This window comes from Streptomyces sp. LMG1-1-1.1 (assembly GCF_040815545.1).
In the GTDB taxonomy this organism is placed as follows: domain Bacteria; phylum Actinomycetota; class Actinomycetes; order Streptomycetales; family Streptomycetaceae; genus Streptomyces.
The window spans coordinates 1-15,820 of the sequence record NZ_JBFPNH010000046.1 but is presented as its reverse complement, the minus strand read 5'-3'; the positions used below and the strand labels follow the sequence as shown (position 1 = coordinate 15,820).

The window sequence follows — 15,820 nt, the reverse complement described above, 5'->3', positions numbered from 1 at the left end:
TGTCATTTCGCTTTCGTGGCCGGTGGGTTGAAGTCGACGCCGAAGAGGGCGTCGTAGTCCGGAAGGGCCCGCAGCGCGACGGCGTGGCCGTCGCCGTGGTGGCGGGTCGCTGCCGCACGTCTTTGGCGGTCCAGGGCGAGGGCCTGGCGCATCCGCGCGGCGGTGGCGGCGTGGGCCGGGTCGGTGACCACGGCCTGCTTGGCCCAGGAGCGTGTGTGGCGGGCGACGACCTGGCCTTCGCAGAGCACGGTCACGGTCTGCGCGGAGGCGGTGATGTCGACGAAGCGGCCGATCGCCTGCGGGTCGACGGAGTAGTCGACCGTGTCGACGCGCACGTAGTAGTCCCGGCCCAGGCGGATGCGATGGTTCAGTCCGACCGCCGGAGCGAGGGGCGGCAGCGGGAGCATCGACAGGTAGTCGGTCTCCAGCAGGTCGACCGGGCGGCCCTGGATCGAGCGGACGGTGCGGGCGTTGGCCCGCGTGAGCCAGTCGCCCAGCTGGTCGTTGAAGTCCGCCGGCGAGGCGAACTGGCGCCCTGGCAGGAAGCTGGTCTCCAGGAACTGGTTGTTGCGCTCGACGATCCCCTTGTATTCCGGGTCGCGGGGCGGCGCGAGCTTGATCTGCGTGGCCAGGGTGCCGGCGAACGCCGCCGCGGGCGCGGTCACCTTTCCGGTCCCGCCGATCGCGGACTCCCGGTCCCAGACCAGTGTCCTGGTGACCCGGCCGACACCGCTGATCAGCAGCCACATTCCCGCGAGGATGTCTCCGGCCTGGCGGGTCGGGATCATCGTGGCGGTCATGAACCGGGAGAAGCCCAGTGCCATCACCAGCACCGGCAGCACCCGCTCCTGGCCGGCGGCGACCTGCACCCTGGTCTCGGGGAACCACAGATCGCACTGGGTGATCTGGCCGGGCTCGTAGGTCACGCGGTCGACCGGGTCGATGCCGACGTACTCCGGCCGGATCACCGCGAGGCGCTTGCGAAGCGGCGGCATCGAGTGCGGCCAGCCGATCCGCTCGGCGATCACCGGCGCGGGCATCCGAGGCCACTCGTTCAGCAGGACCCGGATCCGCGGTTCGAACGCGTCCACCACCGACCCACGCGGAGCCCGGTCGTACTTCGGCGGCTTCTCCGAGGACAACGCGGACCGCACCGTGTTCCGGGCAACCCCCAGCCGCCGCGCAATCTCCTTGATGGGCACACCCTCCGCCCGATGCAGGCGGCGTATCTCTGCCCAGTCCTCCACGTTCAACATCCTCCAAGCTTCCGGAGGGGGTCAGTTTTCGGAGACTGCCTGGGGGTCAGTTTTCAGGAAGCAGCGACACGGCCGTCACCGCCGGCCTCACCCTCCCCCCTCTCCCTTCCCTTCCCTTCCCTGGAGCTCGGACGTCACCGAAGCGCATCAACCGCATCAAGATGCTCAAACGCCAGGTGTATGGTCGCGAGGGCTTCGCCCTCCCGCGCAACCGGGTTCTCATGTCCTGATCACCGAGACAGGCGGAGGAACTCGATGGCAGCACCGTCTGCGAATGTGCGAGCCTTCTTCTCCCAGATGCCGATCGAGAAGACTGTGATGACCCGCGACGACGCTCTAAAACAGCTCAGCCACATCGCGCGCGAGAGGGCATTCGGTAGGCAAGTCGGGTCTGACCAGCTCATCCAGGCAGGGCTGAACGCACTGATTGCCGGAGTTGAGAGCCAGTCCCTCGCTATGCTGGCCGGCCTCCTCCGGAGCGAAGAGCCCGAGGCTTCGGCACTCTTCGACGATGTGCTGGAGGAGTTGGGACTCCTCTTCCACCCGCCCGCTGACCCTCGGGCCGCGAAGTGGGCGATGGCCTACTGGGTTGCCGGTCAGATCGCCGACGGATCCCTGGATCCCGCCGCCGGCACCCACCTCATCTGGGCCGACATCGCCTATGACCTCGGCTACCCCGAAGAGCTGAAACCCCTTGTCCACTGCGCGTACGACCTGGACGGCTGGGAGGAGAGCTGGGGAGTCTCTCTTGAGGAACTCAACAGCGAAGCGGTTGAGGCAGCGAAGCAGTTCCTCAGCAAGCGGTCGGCAGCAGAGGCGGCTGACTGACCGCAGTCTCGCCGCCGGGATTGGTCCACCCGCTACCGGCCTCCTCACTCCGCGTGGCGCACCATAGGAGCTGTGCCAGAACCCGAGAAGGTTCTGGCACAGGTTCTGTGAACTGGCGCCGACCCGGTTCACGCCTACCTCGGAGCGAGCCGCCGACCTGCCAGTTCGCCAGGGGCGCGGGCCTCGGCCACCGAGGCTCGGCTCGTTTTCACAGAAGTTGTGCCGGAGCCCGTTCTCGGGTTCTGGTCCACTTCTTGTGGTCGCGTACGCAGCGTGACGGCTGATCGTCGTTCGATGGCGGGTGACATCGTCGGTCGACGTGGCCGATGCCGTCGTGAGAGTGGACGTCAGCACTACAAGATCCTCTGCGACTGCCGACAGCGCGGCAACGGCCTCCGCTACGCGGTCCAGGCCGTCGCCCACATGCACAACCTCGCCCTCACCGCATGGCCAGACCCGCCCGAAAACCGGCCCTGACCTGCCCGGACGCAACCTTCTGCAACAGCTTTAGGCACCTCGGATCGGCAGGGACCCCGGGCTCCCGTTGGGCAACCGGTGGGCTGCTCTCCGTCATCGATGGCTTCGGCTCCGGATCCCCACTCGCGTCACGGCCCGCGCCAGAGGTTGGCGAAGGCCGCGTTCTCGATGGTCCGCCTCTGACGGACGGCCTCCAGCTCCATGACCGCGTCGTGCACGGCGGCGACCACGGAGGTGGCCGCCTCGTCATCGAGACCCGGCTCGATCTCGGAAAATCCGCCGCCGATGCCCACGACCGAAGCGAGGGCAGTCAGGACGGGTTCCCGCCGCTCCCAGCGGTCGATGGCCGCGTGACGGGACGGCGTATCGACCGGTTCCATGCGTCGCGCGCCGAACGACAGGCGGCCGCCGGCCTTCTGCGTCAGCTCACCGTCGGCCTCCAGCGCGGTCTGGTAGGTGGCAGCGAGGTCCTTGCCCCGACGCCACAGCCAGTCTTCGACGCGCTCGTACGGCGTCTGCCGGACGATCCGCGCCCCCGCCTCACCGACGAGCCGGTCGTCATCGGGGGCCGACGGCTCACCCGGCACGACTCGGTCGCCCTCCAGGGTGACGCTCCCGGCACCGAGGAGATCGATCAGCTCGGCGCCCGCGAGCGCGAGCGACAAGTCCCCCTGTCCGACGGCGGGCTCCTGCCCGGAGTCCATCGCGATGATGAACAGGTCTTTCGCCGTGGTCATGAACGGCTCCCCTCGGATGCGTCGATGAAGGCGCGCCCCGCCCCTCCCGGCTGTGGCGCCGTGGAGGCGATGGCGCCCTGCCCTTGCAAGTATCGTCCCGGCCGACCGCTTCCGGCCCCGTCTCGGCCGAATCGCGATCAACGGCTGATCACGCGGACCAGATAGGCCCTCCGCCGTCAGGACAGCGCACGACGCCTCAGGGGCCTCGGGGCCAACCCGTCCATCCGCGAGCAGCACCTTCCACCGCCGTCATGCGGTGGCCAGGTGCGCGGTGACGCGGTGACGCGGTGCCATGCTCCAAGCCCCCTCACCTCCCTCACGGCACAGCGATGTCGCCCCTCGACGCGGCGTTCTGCTTCCGCACGATGCGCGCAACGGCGCCACACGCGATGACCGCGCGGCCCTACCCCCCCGACCGCGAACAGGGGCCCGCGGTCCGGGACTTCGCCGTATACGCGAGTGGGGGCGGGGTCGGCCGTCCCGACGGCAGAATCGATTCCTGGTATGGACCTGACAAGCGAGACCGGTTAGCGTGACGGCGACGCCTTGCTGAGAGCGCTCTCAAAGCCCCCCACATCAGGAGGTCCCGTGAAACGCACCACCCCCCTGCGCGCTGCCATCGCCGCCCTGCTTCTGACGGTCGGCCTGGGCGCCGCCCAGGCCGGCGTGGCGGGCGCGGCCCCGCTTCCCGAGCCCTGGACTGCCCCGTCCGCCTCGGCCGGACTGCTCGACGCCATGAGCCGGGACCTCGGGCTCACCGCCGCCGAGGCAGAGGAACGGCTAAGTGCCGAGAAGGCCGCCGTCGCGGTGGAGACGGCCGCTCGCCGGAGCGCGGGCGCCGCCTACGGCGGTTCGTGGTTCGATCCGGCGAGCGGCCGGTTGGTCGTCGCCGTGACCGACCGCGCCGAGGAGGCGAAGGTCCGGGCGCTGGGCGCCGACACGCGGCTCGTCCGGCACAGCGCGGCCGCGCTGGACCGCGCCAAGGCGCGCCTGGACACGCTGCGCGCACCCGCCGGAGTGGCCGGCTGGCACGTCGACCCGAGGACCAACAGCGTCGTGATCGACATCGTGCGCTCCGAGCGGCAGACCCCCGCCGTGCGGTCCTTCGTGGACCGGGCCCGGGCCGGCGGCCCCGTCACCGTCGCCGAGACGGCGCAGGCACCCCGTACGTACGCGGCCGGCACGGTCGGCGGCGACCCGTACTACACGGGCAACGTCCGCTGCTCGATCGGCTTCTCCGTGTACGGGGGCTTCGTGACGGCCGGGCACTGCGGTCGGGCCGGCGCGGCGGTGCGCGGCTGGGACGGCTCCGCGATGGGCACTTTCCAGGGCTCGTCGTTCCCGGGCGACGACTACGCGTACGTCTCGATCCACAGCGGCTGGTGGACCGTGCCCGTGGTGCTCGGCTGGGGCACCATCCCCGACCAGCTCGTCCGCGGCTCGGCCGAGGCCCCGGTGGGCTCCTCGATCTGCCGCTCCGGCTCGACCACGCACTGGCGCTGCGGCACGGTCCTGGCCAAGAACGAGACGGTCAACTACAGCCAGGGTGCCGTGTACCAGATGACCAAGACCAGCGTCTGCGCCGAGGGCGGCGACTCCGGCGGCTCGTTCCTCAGCGGTGACCAGGCTCAGGGCGTCACCTCCGGCGGCTGGGGCAACTGCTCCTCCGGCGGCGAGACGTGGTTCCAGCCGATCAACGAGATTCTCGGCCGGTACGGCCTGCGGCTGCACACCGCCTGAGCGCGCGACACCGAATGGGTCCTTCCCGGTGCATGCGCTCGGAAGGACCCCCGTGCGGCTCCCGCGCCACGCCTTGCGCGCCGCTGTCGACGCCGTCGATGCCGTCGATGCCGTCGATGCCGTAACCAGCTGTGCCCACGACCCGTTCGTTAGCTCGGGTGCGCAGGTGTGTGGGGGGATGTCGACCTCGGCGCGGTCTTAGCCGCCGCGGTGGCCGTGTGGACGTGCGGATCGGCTACACGTGCGGGAGCGGGTCCCCGATGCCAAACCGCGCACGGCCGCCGCCGATTTCGGGGGGGGGACACTCCGACGGAAGGGAGTGTCGGACATGTCGGGCCAGGACCGTATGCGGGCCGAGGCCAGCCGTATGCGGGCCGGGGCCGTATGACCGACCACCCGAGAGGCCCATCCCCCTCCCGCGCTCCCTCAAGCCAGCCTTAAGGGAGCGTTAAGTCGCAGGTCGCCAGAGAAAACCGCAGCTCAGAGGCCCGTAAGGAGTGACCTCCGACGTTGCCATGACAGTTACTCCTCCGTAATACTCACTGCCCGCGGGTGACGTCTCGTCACGGTTGAGAGCGCTCTCATTCGTGAGCCGCACGGTTCGACCTGCCCTGTCACCCTCGTCCCCCATCTCCCGTCCCCCTCGCCCCCCCCAGACAAGGGAGCACGCCCATGGCTGCTGCTCATCGCGCACGACGCTGGTCCTTCGGCGGCGTGGTGCTCGTCCTGACCGCTGCCCTCGTCGCGGCGGTCCTCATCTCCTTCAGCGGCTCGGTCGCCCCACGGGCCGGTGCCGCGGTCGCCGCACAGACCTGGTCCGACGAGTTCGACGGCGCGGCAGGACGCGCACCCGACGCCGCCAAGTGGACACTGGAGACAGGTGGTTCGGGCTTCGGCAATCACGAGCTGCAGTACTACACCAACAGCACGTCCAACGCCGCGCTCGACGGCCAGGGCCACCTGGTCATCACGGCGCGGAAGAACACCGACGCTGGCCTCGGCTGCTGGTACGGGCAGTGTCAATACACCTCCGCCCGGCTCAACACCGCCCGGACCTTCACCCAGGCGTACGGCCGCTTCGAGGCCCGCATCAAGATCCCGCGCGGCCAGGGCATCTGGCCGGCCTTCTGGATGCTCGGCAACGACCTCGGCACCGTGGGCTGGCCCAACAGCGGCGAGATCGACATCATGGAGAACATCGGCCGCGAGCCCAACACCATTCACGGCACGGTGCACGGCCCCGGCTACTCGGGAGCGGGCGGACTCGGCTCCGCGTACAGCCTGCCCGGCGGCCGCGCCTTCGCCGACGACTTCCACGTGTTCGCCGTCGACTGGAGCCCCGACTCCATCGTCTGGTCAGTGGACGGGACCGCGTACAAGACGCTCACTCCGGCCGACACCGGCGGCAACAAGTGGGTCTTCGACCACCCGTTCTTCATCATCCTCAACCTCGCGGTCGGCGGCGACTGGCCCGGCAGCCCGGACGGCTCCACGGCCTTCCCGCAGACGATGACCGTCGACTACGTCCGTACCTCCTCTTCCGGCAGCGCTCCCGCTGCACGCCCGATCCGCGGCATCGGCGGCATGTGCGTCGATGTCGCCGGCGGCTCCAGTGCCGACCGCACCCCCATCCAGCTGCACAACTGCACGGGCAACGCGGCCCAGCAGTGGACCATCGGCAACGACGGCACCGTCCGCGCCCTCGGCAAGTGCCTGGACGTGGCCGGCGGCTCCACCGCGGACGGGGCGGTCGTCCAGCTCTACACCTGCAACGGCACCAACGCCCAGAAGTGGACGTACACCGCCGCCCACGACTTCACCAACGTCGGCGCGAACAAGTGCCTGGACGCCAAGGGCAACTCCTCGGCCGACGGGACCCGCCTCCAGACCTGGACCTGCACCGGCGCCGCCAACCAGAAGTGGACGGTCGGCTGACCGGCTCGCCCCACCGGACGGGTCTTCCACTCCCGTCGGCTCCCCCTCCCCCTCTCCCCTCCCTCCCGCATCCCCGCATCCCATCGCTCCCCGACCCGACCTCACTCAGAACGGACCCCCCACCGTGACGGCACGCCACCAGCGAACGATGTCCCGTAGAAAACTTCTCACCGCGACCGCGGGCCTGGCCGTGGCGGTCCCCGCCGTGGCCACCTGGCTCGAGGCCGGCGCCAACGCGGCCACCACGCCCACGCTCCCCCTCGACCTGGTCAACACCACAGGCAACAACACGGTGTACGCCTACGTGCTCGGCCGCGACCCGGCGGCCGGCGGCAACTGGGCCTTCATCCAGGCCAACGGCTCCACCCTGTACCACCCGCCGGCTCCGGCCAACGACCAGACCCCGCTCGGGGCCGACTGCGCGATCGCGCTCAACGCGTCGGGCGCCGGGGCGCGCAGGGTCACGCTCCCGCGGCTGTACAGCGGCCGCATCTACTTCTCCGTCGGCGCGAAGCTCACCTTCCTGATGAACCGCGGCGGCGGGCTGGCCCTGCCGTCGGTGAGCAACCCCACCGACCCCAACGCGAACGTCCACCACGACTTCTGCGAATTCACCTTCAACGCCGACCAGTTGTACGCGAACATCACGTTCGTCGACATGGTCTCGCTGCCGATCGCCTTCCAGCTGGAGACCGGCCAGGGCACCCAGACGGTGCGCGGTCTGCCTTCCGATGGGCTGTCCCGGGTCGCCGCGGCCCTGCGCGCCCAGTCCGCCGCCGACGGCAGCGACTGGAGCCGGCTCATCGTCGGGAAGAGCGGGGGAGGCGACCTGCGCGTGCTCAGCCCCAACCTGGCGATCCGCGGCAACAACGCCCTCTTCCGCGGCTACTTCGACAGTTACGTCGACGAGGTGTGGAACAAGTACCGCTCCACCGACCTGCGCATCGACACCCAGTTCACCTGGGGAACCCTCACCGGCCGCGTCAACGGCGACACCCTCACGTTCCCCGGGGCCGGCAGCTTCGCCAAGCCGTCGACCCTGTCGATCTTCTCCTGCAGCGACGCGCCCTTCACCACGGGCAACGACCTGATGGGCAACCTCAGCGCACGGCTCGCCGCCGCGTTCAACCGCACCACCCTGCTGGACAACCCCCACCAGCCGACCGCCGAGAACCCGGCCGCCTTCTACACCCGGCCGCGCACCAACCACTACGCCCGCATCCTGCACGACACGACCCCCGACCACCTCGGGTACGCCTTCCCCTACGACGACGTGCACCCGGCCGGCGTCGACTTCGAGGGCAAGGTTCAGTCCGGCAGCCCCGGCCGCTGGACCATCACCGTCGGCGGAATGGCCGGGGGCGGTGGTACGCCGAGCCCGACGCCGACCGCCACCGCCACAGGCGGCGGGGTCAGCGCCTTCGCCACCATCCAGGCCGAGGCGTTCAACGCCCAGTCCGGGGCCCAGGTCGAAGCGTGCTCCGACAGCGGCGGCGGATCCGACGTCGGCCACCTGTCCAACGGCGACTGGCTCAAGTTCTCATCCGTCGCCTTCGGCACCACCGGCGCCACCCGCTTCAGCGCCCGCGTCGCGTCCGGGGCCGCCGCCGGCGTCAGCGGCCTGGTCCAAGTCCGCCTCGGCAGCCCCACGGCCACCCCGGTCGGCAGCTTCGCCCTCGCCAACACCGGCGGCTGGCAGACCTGGCGCACCGTCCCCGCCGACATCGCCCGCACCACCGGCACCCACGACGTCTACCTGACCTTCGACAGCGGCCAGCCCGCCGACTTCGTCAACGTCAACTGGTTCACCTTCGCCTGAGGAGTGTCCAGGCCGGGGCTCGCGGACGCGCGGGCCCCGGCCGCGTGCCGACCGGGTCGAAAGCGCGCTCCTCCCCGCGGTCAGTGTGCCTGTTTCCAAGCCTCCGACCTGAGTAGCCTTGGGCTCTACGCTGGCGTGGTGTCCGAGGACACGGGGGCCGACCGAGGAGAGCAACTAGCTTGCTAGCAGGGCCGGTTACCACCGAGCCCGCCCCGCCTCGTCGCCCGCGAAGGAAATCCCACATGCCCGCTGACCTTCAGCACGCCGACACAACTGGTCTACGCGCTGCCATGGTCGACCGCCTGACCGCTGCGGGCGTGCTCACCCACCCCCGGCTGCGCGACGCCTTGCTCAGCATGCCTCGCGAAGCGCTCCTCCCTCACGCGTACGTAGGGGTCAGCGGTCCGGGCGCCGATCCGATCGAGTGGCGTCTGCTCGACGGCACCCATCCGGACGACCGTCAGGAGTGGCTCGGCCTGATCCACGGCGACGATTCGGTGCTCATGCAGCGCGACGGGGAGCCGTTGGACGCCCTGCCGCGCGGGCCGGTGACCGGCGGGCACATGACCTCCATGTCCACGAACCTCCTCGTCACCGCCGAAATCCTCCAGGCACTCCGGCTGGAGCCCGGACAGCGGTATCTGGAACTGGGACCGGGCCCGGGGGGCTCGCTCGCCCTCGCCGCCGCCGTCACCGGTCCCCTCCGCGCCGTCGGAATCGAGCGCGACGGGCACATGACCGCCTTCGCCCAGCGCGGCCTCGACCGGCTCGGCCTGGACGCGACGGTGCTGGAGGGCGATGCCCTCGACGGGCATCCGGAGGGAGCGGAGTTCGACCGGATCCACTCCGGCATCGGTGTCCCCCGCCTCCCGCGCGCCTGGGTGGAGCAGCTCGCGCCGGGCGGGCGGATGCTCACCACCCTCGCGACCCGTACGCCAAGCTGGCCCGGCCGGCTCGAGGTCACCCGCACCCTGGCGGGCCGGCTCGAAGCGACCCTGCGGGGCAGGCCGCGCGGGTATAGGCCCATGCTCGGCTACCGCTGGCTCCACGCGGTCGACCACCGGGCTCGCATCCAGGCGGCCCCTGGCACACCGCGGACGACCCGGTTCGTGCCGCCGCCGGACGACGCGTACGGCTTCTGGCTGGCCGCCGCGTACCTGGTCGGTGCGGTGGTACGGGAGTTCCAGGCCGACACCATGACCCTCGTCGCCCCCGACGACGGCTCCTGGGCCGTGGCCGGTCCCAGCGAGGGCACCGTCCACGTACACGGGCCGCGCGACATCTGGGCCGAGCTCGAAGCACTCCACGCCCGATGGAAGAAGGCCGGGTGCCCGGACGCGTACCGCGTCGATCTCGACGACGGCACCGGGGAGCAGCACGTCACTTCCACAGCAGGCCCGAAGGCCCTCGGCTGGCCGCTGCCGCCGCTGCCCGCCGTCCCCCACTAGGCATCCCGATGACGGCCGCCGAAGTCGGCTGCGTCTGGTCGGCCACGGTCGTCGACCTCGCGCGCGACTCACCTTCACCCCGGTGAGTTCCCACTCCCCCCGCCTGACCGGTTACTTCGGGGGAGCTGACGTAAAGGTTCCCAGTACCTCGCTTCGCTCCCCTGTCGGGCGGGGGACGTCGTCGGACGTGGGCGTACGCGGTAGCCGTGACGCCGATGTGGGCACGGCCGAGTACTTCCTTGATCACGACGAGTTCGACACCCGCTTCGAGGAGCAGGGTCGCGGCCGTGTGCCTGAGGTCGTGAAACCGAATGCGGCGGGGCCTGGCTGCCCGACAGAGCGTGGTGCCGGCTGAGTCGATGTCGCTGGTCCCGTCTACCCTCACGGCAGGCCACAGCGTTCGTGATGGCGATGACGCGGCGCGCTGACGCCCTAACCCGATGAGGAGAGCCCGTGCGCGACTATCTCGCTGAGGTCTTCGCCATGCTCGGCCCTGGCGAACAGCGCTTCACCAGCCCCGATGCATGGGCCGAGTTGGAGGCCGAGATCGGCACTGACTTCCCCGAGGACTACAAGGCGGTCGTTGACGCCTACGCCCCGATCCAAATCAACGGGCACCTGTATCTCTCCCATCCGGCCACCGAGGGCTGGAACCTCGGGAGGAGGATCCGCGAGACCTCCTGTGCCTGGTCCGAGCTCGACTGGGACCGGGAGGACTGGCTGGAGCCGCAAGAGAACATCAGCGTCTCCCTCGACCTGCAGGAGGTCAGGTTCGGAACGAAGGACGGCCTGATCCCCATCACCAGCACTGATCGCGGCGAATACATCTTCCTGGCGCCGCTGCCCGACCGCACGGGACAACGGATCTGCGCGGTGGAACACGACGGATCCTGGTACGAGTACCGGATGACCTTCTCCGAATGGCTCTACCGCTACCTGGTCGGCGAGGACATGGTCGGACCGAACAGCTCCGCCTTCTCCCCCGGCCCGGTGTTGCTCCAACCGCTGCCGATGTCGCCTGAGGACCACCCCACACCGACGTACGGCCCAGAGCGTGGCATGTGACCGACACAAGCGCTTCGCTCCGACGACGAACGCCTACCGAAGCGCTCATTCACCATGCTGGGGCGTCACTTCGGTGCCGAGGAGAGGGCTTCCTAGGAGGTCTGGAAGCAGTAGGACTCGGTGCCGGTCTGGACGAGGGTGCAGCGGAAGGTGATCCGGGCGATCGGTGACGCGGGACCATCCCCGCGGGCGCGGGGAGCAGGCTTCGTGACCTGCAGTTCTACCGCACACTCAGCCCGAGCTGAGCCACTTTCACCGATGCCGGCAAAACACCCAGATGAAGCGACTGCTCCCCATTCTCTACGCTCCCGGCCCGGGTGCAAAGAGTCGTGCACTCCGCCGGACCCGCTGCCCCCTCCGACCTCTCCACGACTTCCGGTAGACCCGATGCCGCTGCCGACGTGCCCTGCCCAGCCCGCTCGCCCTGCCTGGCGCGCGGCTCCTGGCCACCGCCCTGATGACCGCACGGTCACCCGTGCGCCGCGCTGGTGCAGGCGGCTCGCGACGGACGGTGCCGGAGATTCGCGGACGTCGTTGATCCGGTCCGGGCGGAGCGGGTCATCGATCGCGTGGCTTCCCGCAGGAATACGGGGTTCCACACCACGTCGACGGCGTCGCCTGCCGGGGCGAGGCGGTGGACCGGTTCGGTCAGGCGCCGCGTGGTGCCGACGGTGACCGTCGACTTCCCATGATCGTGCACGCCTTCGTCAGGTGCGGGGGGCAAGCTCCCGTACAGCGCGGAATACCTGGACGGGGTCGTAGGTGCGGCCGTCGGAGTCGATCGGCGCGCCCACGGCCAGGCCCTCCGTCGTCGGGTCACCCGCACCTGTGAACGGGTAGGGGGACACTCCCGGCGGACGGGTCGGGGCATGCCGGCACGTCTGCGTGGGCGGCGGAGAAGCCGTGCCGCTTGAGGGCGTCGGCCCACGGCTCGGGGCCGTTAGAGGGCGAGGGTGGAATTGTTCAGCCACGGGACCGACCCGACCGCGAGGTTGCCGTCGGGCCCGTACAGGCTCCCCGTGATCGGCGAGACGTAGGTGGCGTGCGGGCCTCGGCGTATGGAGAGCGGGGTACGCATGAGGGGCACTCCTTCAGTGGGAGGACGGAGGGGTGGAACGTCCGCGAATTGCGCGACCCACGAGCACGGCGAGCGGAATCACGACCACGACGTAAGCGGCGCAAGCCGCTGCGGCCACGAAGCTGCCGGTGACCGCAAGGACGATTACCCCGAGCACGAGGCCGGCGGCGAGGGCCGAGAAGAACAGGCGCATGGGACCTTCAACGACTAGAGCTGTTCGGGGACCCTGAGGGTCGCCCAGGATGCGGGGCCAAGGATGCCGTCGGCGGCCGCTCCTACGACGCCGCCGACATGACCTCCGCACAGCGGACCAGCGCGTCGCGCTGGTCGCCGTCGTCCACACCATCGCCGAGGCCCTCGTCAGCGACCCGGGACCAGCCCTCCGGCGCGACCTCACCATCCTGAACGCGATCACCGACAGCGCCATCAGCACGCCTCTCAGCGACTCAACTCAACACCCTTGAGCACGGATGGGGAGAAGGGCGTGTGCCCCCTATCGAGCGTGGTGACCGGAAACCCGACTCGGCGGTTGATCCGATCACGAACAAGATCACCCTCATCATTGCTGCCACGCTCCTCGCCGCCGGACTCGCCCCCGCCGCAACTGCCTCCGTCTCCCCTACCCAGGACATCCGACCCCAGCTCACCGCCGCCCGCACCCGAGACGACACCGAGGTGATCGGCTACGGATGGCTCGACTGCCTTGCCTGCCAGCAACCGCCCCGCCTGCGCGGCGAGCCGGACGGCAGCTGAGCACGCTCCCGTCGCCCTGACCGCCCACGGCGCCCACCGCGGCCGCAGCTTCGACTGGACCCGGGCCCACACCAACAACTGCGAGGCCATCGTCAAGACCGGCCCCTTCTTCTCCGTCTGACAGGCGCCCCGATCCCGCGCATAGGAGCCCACACCCTCGTCCGTGGGCAGTCCGAGCCGGCCGGGCCACGGAATCTCCAGCATGGTGGCGCCCGCCAACAAGTTCTCCTACGGGAACCGGGCCTGGACACAGGCGACGACTGCAACACCCGCTTCATCTGCAAGCTCGAATCACGGCTGAGGGCAACGTCCCCGGTGCGCGGCGACCGGAGCGTTGTAGGTCCCTCTGAGGCCCGAGAGACGGCTCGACTCCTGCACCGATCGGTGCGCGGGGACGCGGGCGGCTTACTCGTCGTCGACGTGGCGAAGGACTGCACCCTCAGGGATCCACGGGAACCTGATCCCTGGAAACGTTGCCTGCCAGGCTCCGTACGGGTCGAAGGCGAGGACTGCGTCAATGAATGGTTGGGGTGGCAGATAGCTGTGGTCGACGACGTAGTGGCCGATGAGGCTTGGAGCGGCGAAGACAGTGCCAGGGCTGCCGGGGATGCGGATCTCACCGGTTCCGGCGCTTGCGCGTAGGTCCCCCGGGCGGGGCGTGTACCAGGGGTGGGAGTCGGGGAGAGGTGTTGGGCAAAGATCGCACTCATGTAGGCCCAGCATGTCATTGACTCGCTGGGCATCGACCACCGCCAGGAGCCTGTGGGCGAATTCCCGGGGAGCGTGGCCGCGCGTCCAGGTACGGTCAGTTTCCAGCCAGCCTATGTTGATTCGTTCGTAGACTGGCTGAAAGCTCACAAATCGGAGGCCATCGGTTACGTCAGTGAATTCTTCACCTTCGCCCCCGTAGGCGTATGGACTGAGGTCCGCGTAGAACATGTGCCCATCATCGGGCCTGCCCAGGACCACTTGGACGCTCACGGGTGACACGGCCTGGCTTTGTCCGCGAGAACAGGGTTCTGGTGGACATCTCGGGGGCCATCGCGGAGGGTGATGCCGTCGTTCGATTGAGGGGGGTTCAAACTCCGGTGGCTCGACGTGAGGGGTCACCTCGTGCTCTCCGCGCAGGATTGATGATCCGTTCCAGTGCCGCTCTGTCCTCTGCCATGACTACGGCGACCGGGACGAAGCGGACCGCATGGATCTGACGGTCATCGAGCATGTGCAGCAGCACGGATGGCACGTCGTGATGGTTCCCGAAGGCGAGATCGGTCCTGGATTCGCCTACACGATCGGCCTCACGCACTCGCATACTTCTTCAACTAAGCAGGTCTGGACGCCACAGCGTGGGAGACCTTCGCGCATGTGGTCCGGTCCGCCTCAGAACCCGTTTTCGTACCGATCATGTTGAGTGTGGGATCGACTCGGCGGACTCGATCGCGTGATCTTTCGAATGGCAGGCATGGATGCTGTCAGGGCGCCTCAGATCCGAACCGGCGCTTGTACGCCGACGGAGTGATGCCCTTCTCGCGACGCATCAGCGCGCGCAGATTGGTCGCGGTGCCCAGCCCGCTCAGCCGTGCGACTACCTCGAAGCGTGACTCGCCTCGCTCGATCAGCCGGCAGGCCAGGGAGAGCCGCTCCCCCGTGAGCCACGCCAGGGGGGTCGTTCCCAGCTGCGTCCGGAAGCGGCGGTGCAGTGTCGCCGGACTGACCGCGGCCCGCGCCGCCAGGTCCGCGATCGTGAGTGGCGAGTCGAGACGTTCTTGTGCCCAGGCCAGGATCGGTGCCAGGGACTCGTCGGGGAAATCGGGCATCGGACGCTCGACGAACTGCCGCTGCCCGCCGTCGCGGTGCGCCGCGAAGACCAGTCGCCGGCTGACAGAGTTGGCGACCTCGGCACCGTGGTCGCGGCGGACCACGTGCAGCCCGAGGTCGAGGGCCGCCGCGCTTCCCGCGGCGGTGAGGATGTCACCGTCGTCCACGAACAGGACGTCTGATTCGAGGTGGACGGCAGGGAAGCGGGAGCGGAAGGAATCCGCCCACTGCCAGTGGGCCGTGGCCCGGCGCCCATCCAGGACGCCGGCCTCAGCCAGGGTGAAGGCGCCGCTGCAGAAGCCGATCAGGCGAGCGCCGCGCGCATGCGCCCGTCGGATGGTGTCCAGCACGGCCGGCCGGCGGGGAACCTCGACATCGGGGCGATTGGGGACGATCAAGGTGTCCGCCATATCGGCCACCTCCAAGCCGGCGACCCCGGCGAGGGTGAAGAATCCGTCTCGCATCACAGTGGAGGGCTCGGGGGAGCAGAGCCGGAAGTCGTAGAGCTCGCGGCCGATCTCCGGCCTCCGCAGACCGAAGATCTCGGTCGCGCAGCCGAGCTCGAACGGGTTGGAGTTCTCGTCCACGATCACGACCACCCGATGTGCGCCCGCTGCCTGAGCTTGATGCGAGGATTCTTTCGCCATATGCAATTCCTAGGGCCTGTGTGATGTCGTGATCATTCGGCGGTCTTCAGGAGATCGTCGATCCAGACCATTGCGGCGCGGAGGTGGAGGCTGGCGAGGTAGCTGTCGGGCGACTTGTCGTAGCGTGTGGCGATGCCTCGCCAGGCCTTCAGCTTGTTGATCGCGCGCTCGACGGTGTTCCGTTCCTTGTAGAGATCGGTGTCATGGCTGAAGGGTCGG

14 protein-coding genes and 2 pseudogenes are annotated in these 15,820 nt (G+C 69.4%); 8 read left to right on the top strand and 8 right to left on the bottom strand.

The window, feature by feature from the left end:
- Nucleotides 1-2: 2 nt before the first annotated feature.
- On the bottom strand, nucleotides 3-1,256 hold the full coding sequence (gene istA / locus MRBLMG1_RS26460; RefSeq protein WP_367826625.1) for an IS21 family transposase: 1,254 nt from the start codon (nucleotides 1,254-1,256) through the stop codon (nucleotides 3-5).
- Between the two features lie 297 nt (nucleotides 1,257-1,553).
- Between istA and MRBLMG1_RS26455 the strand changes: the two genes are divergently transcribed.
- Complete coding sequence (locus MRBLMG1_RS26455) at nucleotides 1,554-2,084, top strand: hypothetical protein (protein ID WP_367826624.1); 531 nt, start codon at nucleotides 1,554-1,556, stop codon at nucleotides 2,082-2,084.
- A gap of 605 nt (nucleotides 2,085-2,689) precedes the next feature.
- On the opposite strand, the gene MRBLMG1_RS26450 is transcribed toward MRBLMG1_RS26455, so the two are convergent.
- On the bottom strand, nucleotides 2,690-3,298 hold the full coding sequence (locus MRBLMG1_RS26450) for a GOLPH3/VPS74 family protein (RefSeq protein ID WP_367826623.1): 609 nt from the start codon (nucleotides 3,296-3,298) through the stop codon (nucleotides 2,690-2,692).
- Between the two features lie 588 nt (nucleotides 3,299-3,886).
- Between MRBLMG1_RS26450 and MRBLMG1_RS26445 the strand changes: the two genes are divergently transcribed.
- The 4 genes from MRBLMG1_RS26445 to MRBLMG1_RS26430 all read left to right on the top strand — a co-directional run bounded on the left by MRBLMG1_RS26445 (nucleotide 3,887) and on the right by MRBLMG1_RS26430 (nucleotide 10,240).
- Entirely contained in the window at nucleotides 3,887-5,038 is a 1,152-nt protein-coding gene (locus MRBLMG1_RS26445; protein WP_367826622.1) for a S1 family peptidase, read from the top strand.
- 672 nt (nucleotides 5,039-5,710) lie between these two features.
- The gene (locus MRBLMG1_RS26440) at nucleotides 5,711-6,973 is read left to right on the top strand and encodes a family 16 glycosylhydrolase (protein WP_367826621.1); all 1,263 of its coding nucleotides are present in this window, start codon (nucleotides 5,711-5,713) and stop codon (nucleotides 6,971-6,973) included.
- A 148-nt stretch (nucleotides 6,974-7,121) separates the two neighbouring features.
- Nucleotides 7,122-8,792: a glycoside hydrolase family 64 protein gene (locus tag MRBLMG1_RS26435; protein WP_367826620.1), complete on the top strand. Its 1,671-nt coding sequence runs from the start codon at nucleotides 7,122-7,124 to the stop codon at nucleotides 8,790-8,792.
- 242 nt (nucleotides 8,793-9,034) lie between these two features.
- Nucleotides 9,035-10,240 (top strand): protein-L-isoaspartate O-methyltransferase family protein, encoded by a 1,206-nt coding sequence (locus tag MRBLMG1_RS26430; RefSeq protein WP_367826619.1) that lies wholly within the window; start codon nucleotides 9,035-9,037, stop codon nucleotides 10,238-10,240.
- Between the two features lie 175 nt (nucleotides 10,241-10,415).
- Here the strand turns inward: MRBLMG1_RS26430 and MRBLMG1_RS26425 are convergent.
- Nucleotides 10,416-10,583: pseudogene (locus MRBLMG1_RS26425) on the bottom strand (tyrosine-type recombinase/integrase); the annotation flags it as partial.
- A 110-nt stretch (nucleotides 10,584-10,693) separates the two neighbouring features.
- On the opposite strand from MRBLMG1_RS26425, the gene MRBLMG1_RS26420 reads away from it, so the two are divergent.
- On the top strand, nucleotides 10,694-11,305 hold the full coding sequence (locus MRBLMG1_RS26420) for an SMI1/KNR4 family protein (protein WP_367826618.1): 612 nt from the start codon (nucleotides 10,694-10,696) through the stop codon (nucleotides 11,303-11,305).
- Nucleotides 11,306-12,245: 940 nt separating this feature from the next.
- Here the strand turns inward: MRBLMG1_RS26420 and MRBLMG1_RS26415 are convergent.
- Together MRBLMG1_RS26415 and MRBLMG1_RS26410 are read right to left on the bottom strand one after the other, a co-directional pair.
- Nucleotides 12,246-12,383 (bottom strand): hypothetical protein, encoded by a 138-nt coding sequence (locus MRBLMG1_RS26415; RefSeq protein WP_367826617.1) that lies wholly within the window; start codon nucleotides 12,381-12,383, stop codon nucleotides 12,246-12,248.
- Between the two features lie 13 nt (nucleotides 12,384-12,396).
- The gene (locus tag MRBLMG1_RS26410) at nucleotides 12,397-12,576 is read right to left on the bottom strand and encodes a hypothetical protein (protein WP_367826616.1); all 180 of its coding nucleotides are present in this window, start codon (nucleotides 12,574-12,576) and stop codon (nucleotides 12,397-12,399) included.
- A gap of 510 nt (nucleotides 12,577-13,086) precedes the next feature.
- Here MRBLMG1_RS26410 and MRBLMG1_RS26405 point away from each other — a divergent pair.
- Entirely contained in the window at nucleotides 13,087-13,257 is a 171-nt protein-coding gene (locus MRBLMG1_RS26405) for a hypothetical protein (protein ID WP_367826615.1), read from the top strand.
- A 284-nt stretch (nucleotides 13,258-13,541) separates the two neighbouring features.
- Here MRBLMG1_RS26405 and MRBLMG1_RS26400 read toward each other — a convergent pair whose 3' ends face one another.
- Nucleotides 13,542-14,075, bottom strand: coding sequence for a hypothetical protein (locus MRBLMG1_RS26400; RefSeq protein WP_367826614.1), 534 nt, complete (start codon nucleotides 14,073-14,075; stop codon nucleotides 13,542-13,544).
- Nucleotides 14,076-14,334: 259 nt separating this feature from the next.
- Between MRBLMG1_RS26400 and MRBLMG1_RS26395 the strand changes: the two genes are divergently transcribed.
- A complete protein-coding gene (locus tag MRBLMG1_RS26395) occupies nucleotides 14,335-14,547 on the top strand; it encodes a DUF4262 domain-containing protein (RefSeq protein WP_367826613.1) in 213 nt (70 codons plus the stop codon).
- Nucleotides 14,548-14,608: 61 nt separating this feature from the next.
- Here MRBLMG1_RS26395 and MRBLMG1_RS26390 read toward each other — a convergent pair whose 3' ends face one another.
- Entirely contained in the window at nucleotides 14,609-15,601 is a 993-nt protein-coding gene (locus MRBLMG1_RS26390; protein ID WP_367826612.1) for a GlxA family transcriptional regulator, read from the bottom strand.
- 32 nt (nucleotides 15,602-15,633) lie between these two features.
- Nucleotides 15,634-15,820 (bottom strand): annotated as a pseudogene (locus tag MRBLMG1_RS26385) (hypothetical protein); the annotation flags it as partial.

What these genes read in the sequence shown, in the direction of transcription:
- istA (WP_367826625.1), bottom strand. Translation starts at nt 1,256, where the DNA reads ATGTTGAACGTGGAGGACTGGGCAGAGATACGCCGCCTGCATCGGGCG.
- MRBLMG1_RS26455 (WP_367826624.1), top strand. Translation starts at nt 1,554, where the DNA reads ATGCCGATCGAGAAGACTGTGATGACCCGCGACGACGCTCTAAAACAG.
- MRBLMG1_RS26450 (WP_367826623.1), bottom strand. Translation starts at nt 3,298, where the DNA reads ATGACCACGGCGAAAGACCTGTTCATCATCGCGATGGACTCCGGGCAG.
- MRBLMG1_RS26440 (WP_367826621.1), top strand. Translation starts at nt 5,711, where the DNA reads ATGGCTGCTGCTCATCGCGCACGACGCTGGTCCTTCGGCGGCGTGGTG.
- MRBLMG1_RS26435 (WP_367826620.1), top strand. Translation starts at nt 7,122, where the DNA reads ATGTCCCGTAGAAAACTTCTCACCGCGACCGCGGGCCTGGCCGTGGCG.
- MRBLMG1_RS26430 (WP_367826619.1), top strand. Translation starts at nt 9,035, where the DNA reads ATGCCCGCTGACCTTCAGCACGCCGACACAACTGGTCTACGCGCTGCC.
- MRBLMG1_RS26415 (WP_367826617.1), bottom strand. Translation starts at nt 12,383, where the DNA reads ATGCGTACCCCGCTCTCCATACGCCGAGGCCCGCACGCCACCTACGTC.
- MRBLMG1_RS26410 (WP_367826616.1), bottom strand. Translation starts at nt 12,576, where the DNA reads ATGCGCCTGTTCTTCTCGGCCCTCGCCGCCGGCCTCGTGCTCGGGGTA.
- MRBLMG1_RS26400 (WP_367826614.1), bottom strand. Translation starts at nt 14,075, where the DNA reads ATGTTCTACGCGGACCTCAGTCCATACGCCTACGGGGGCGAAGGTGAA.
- MRBLMG1_RS26395 (WP_367826613.1), top strand. Translation starts at nt 14,335, where the DNA reads ATGGATCTGACGGTCATCGAGCATGTGCAGCAGCACGGATGGCACGTC.
- MRBLMG1_RS26390 (WP_367826612.1), bottom strand. Translation starts at nt 15,601, where the DNA reads ATGGCGAAAGAATCCTCGCATCAAGCTCAGGCAGCGGGCGCACATCGG.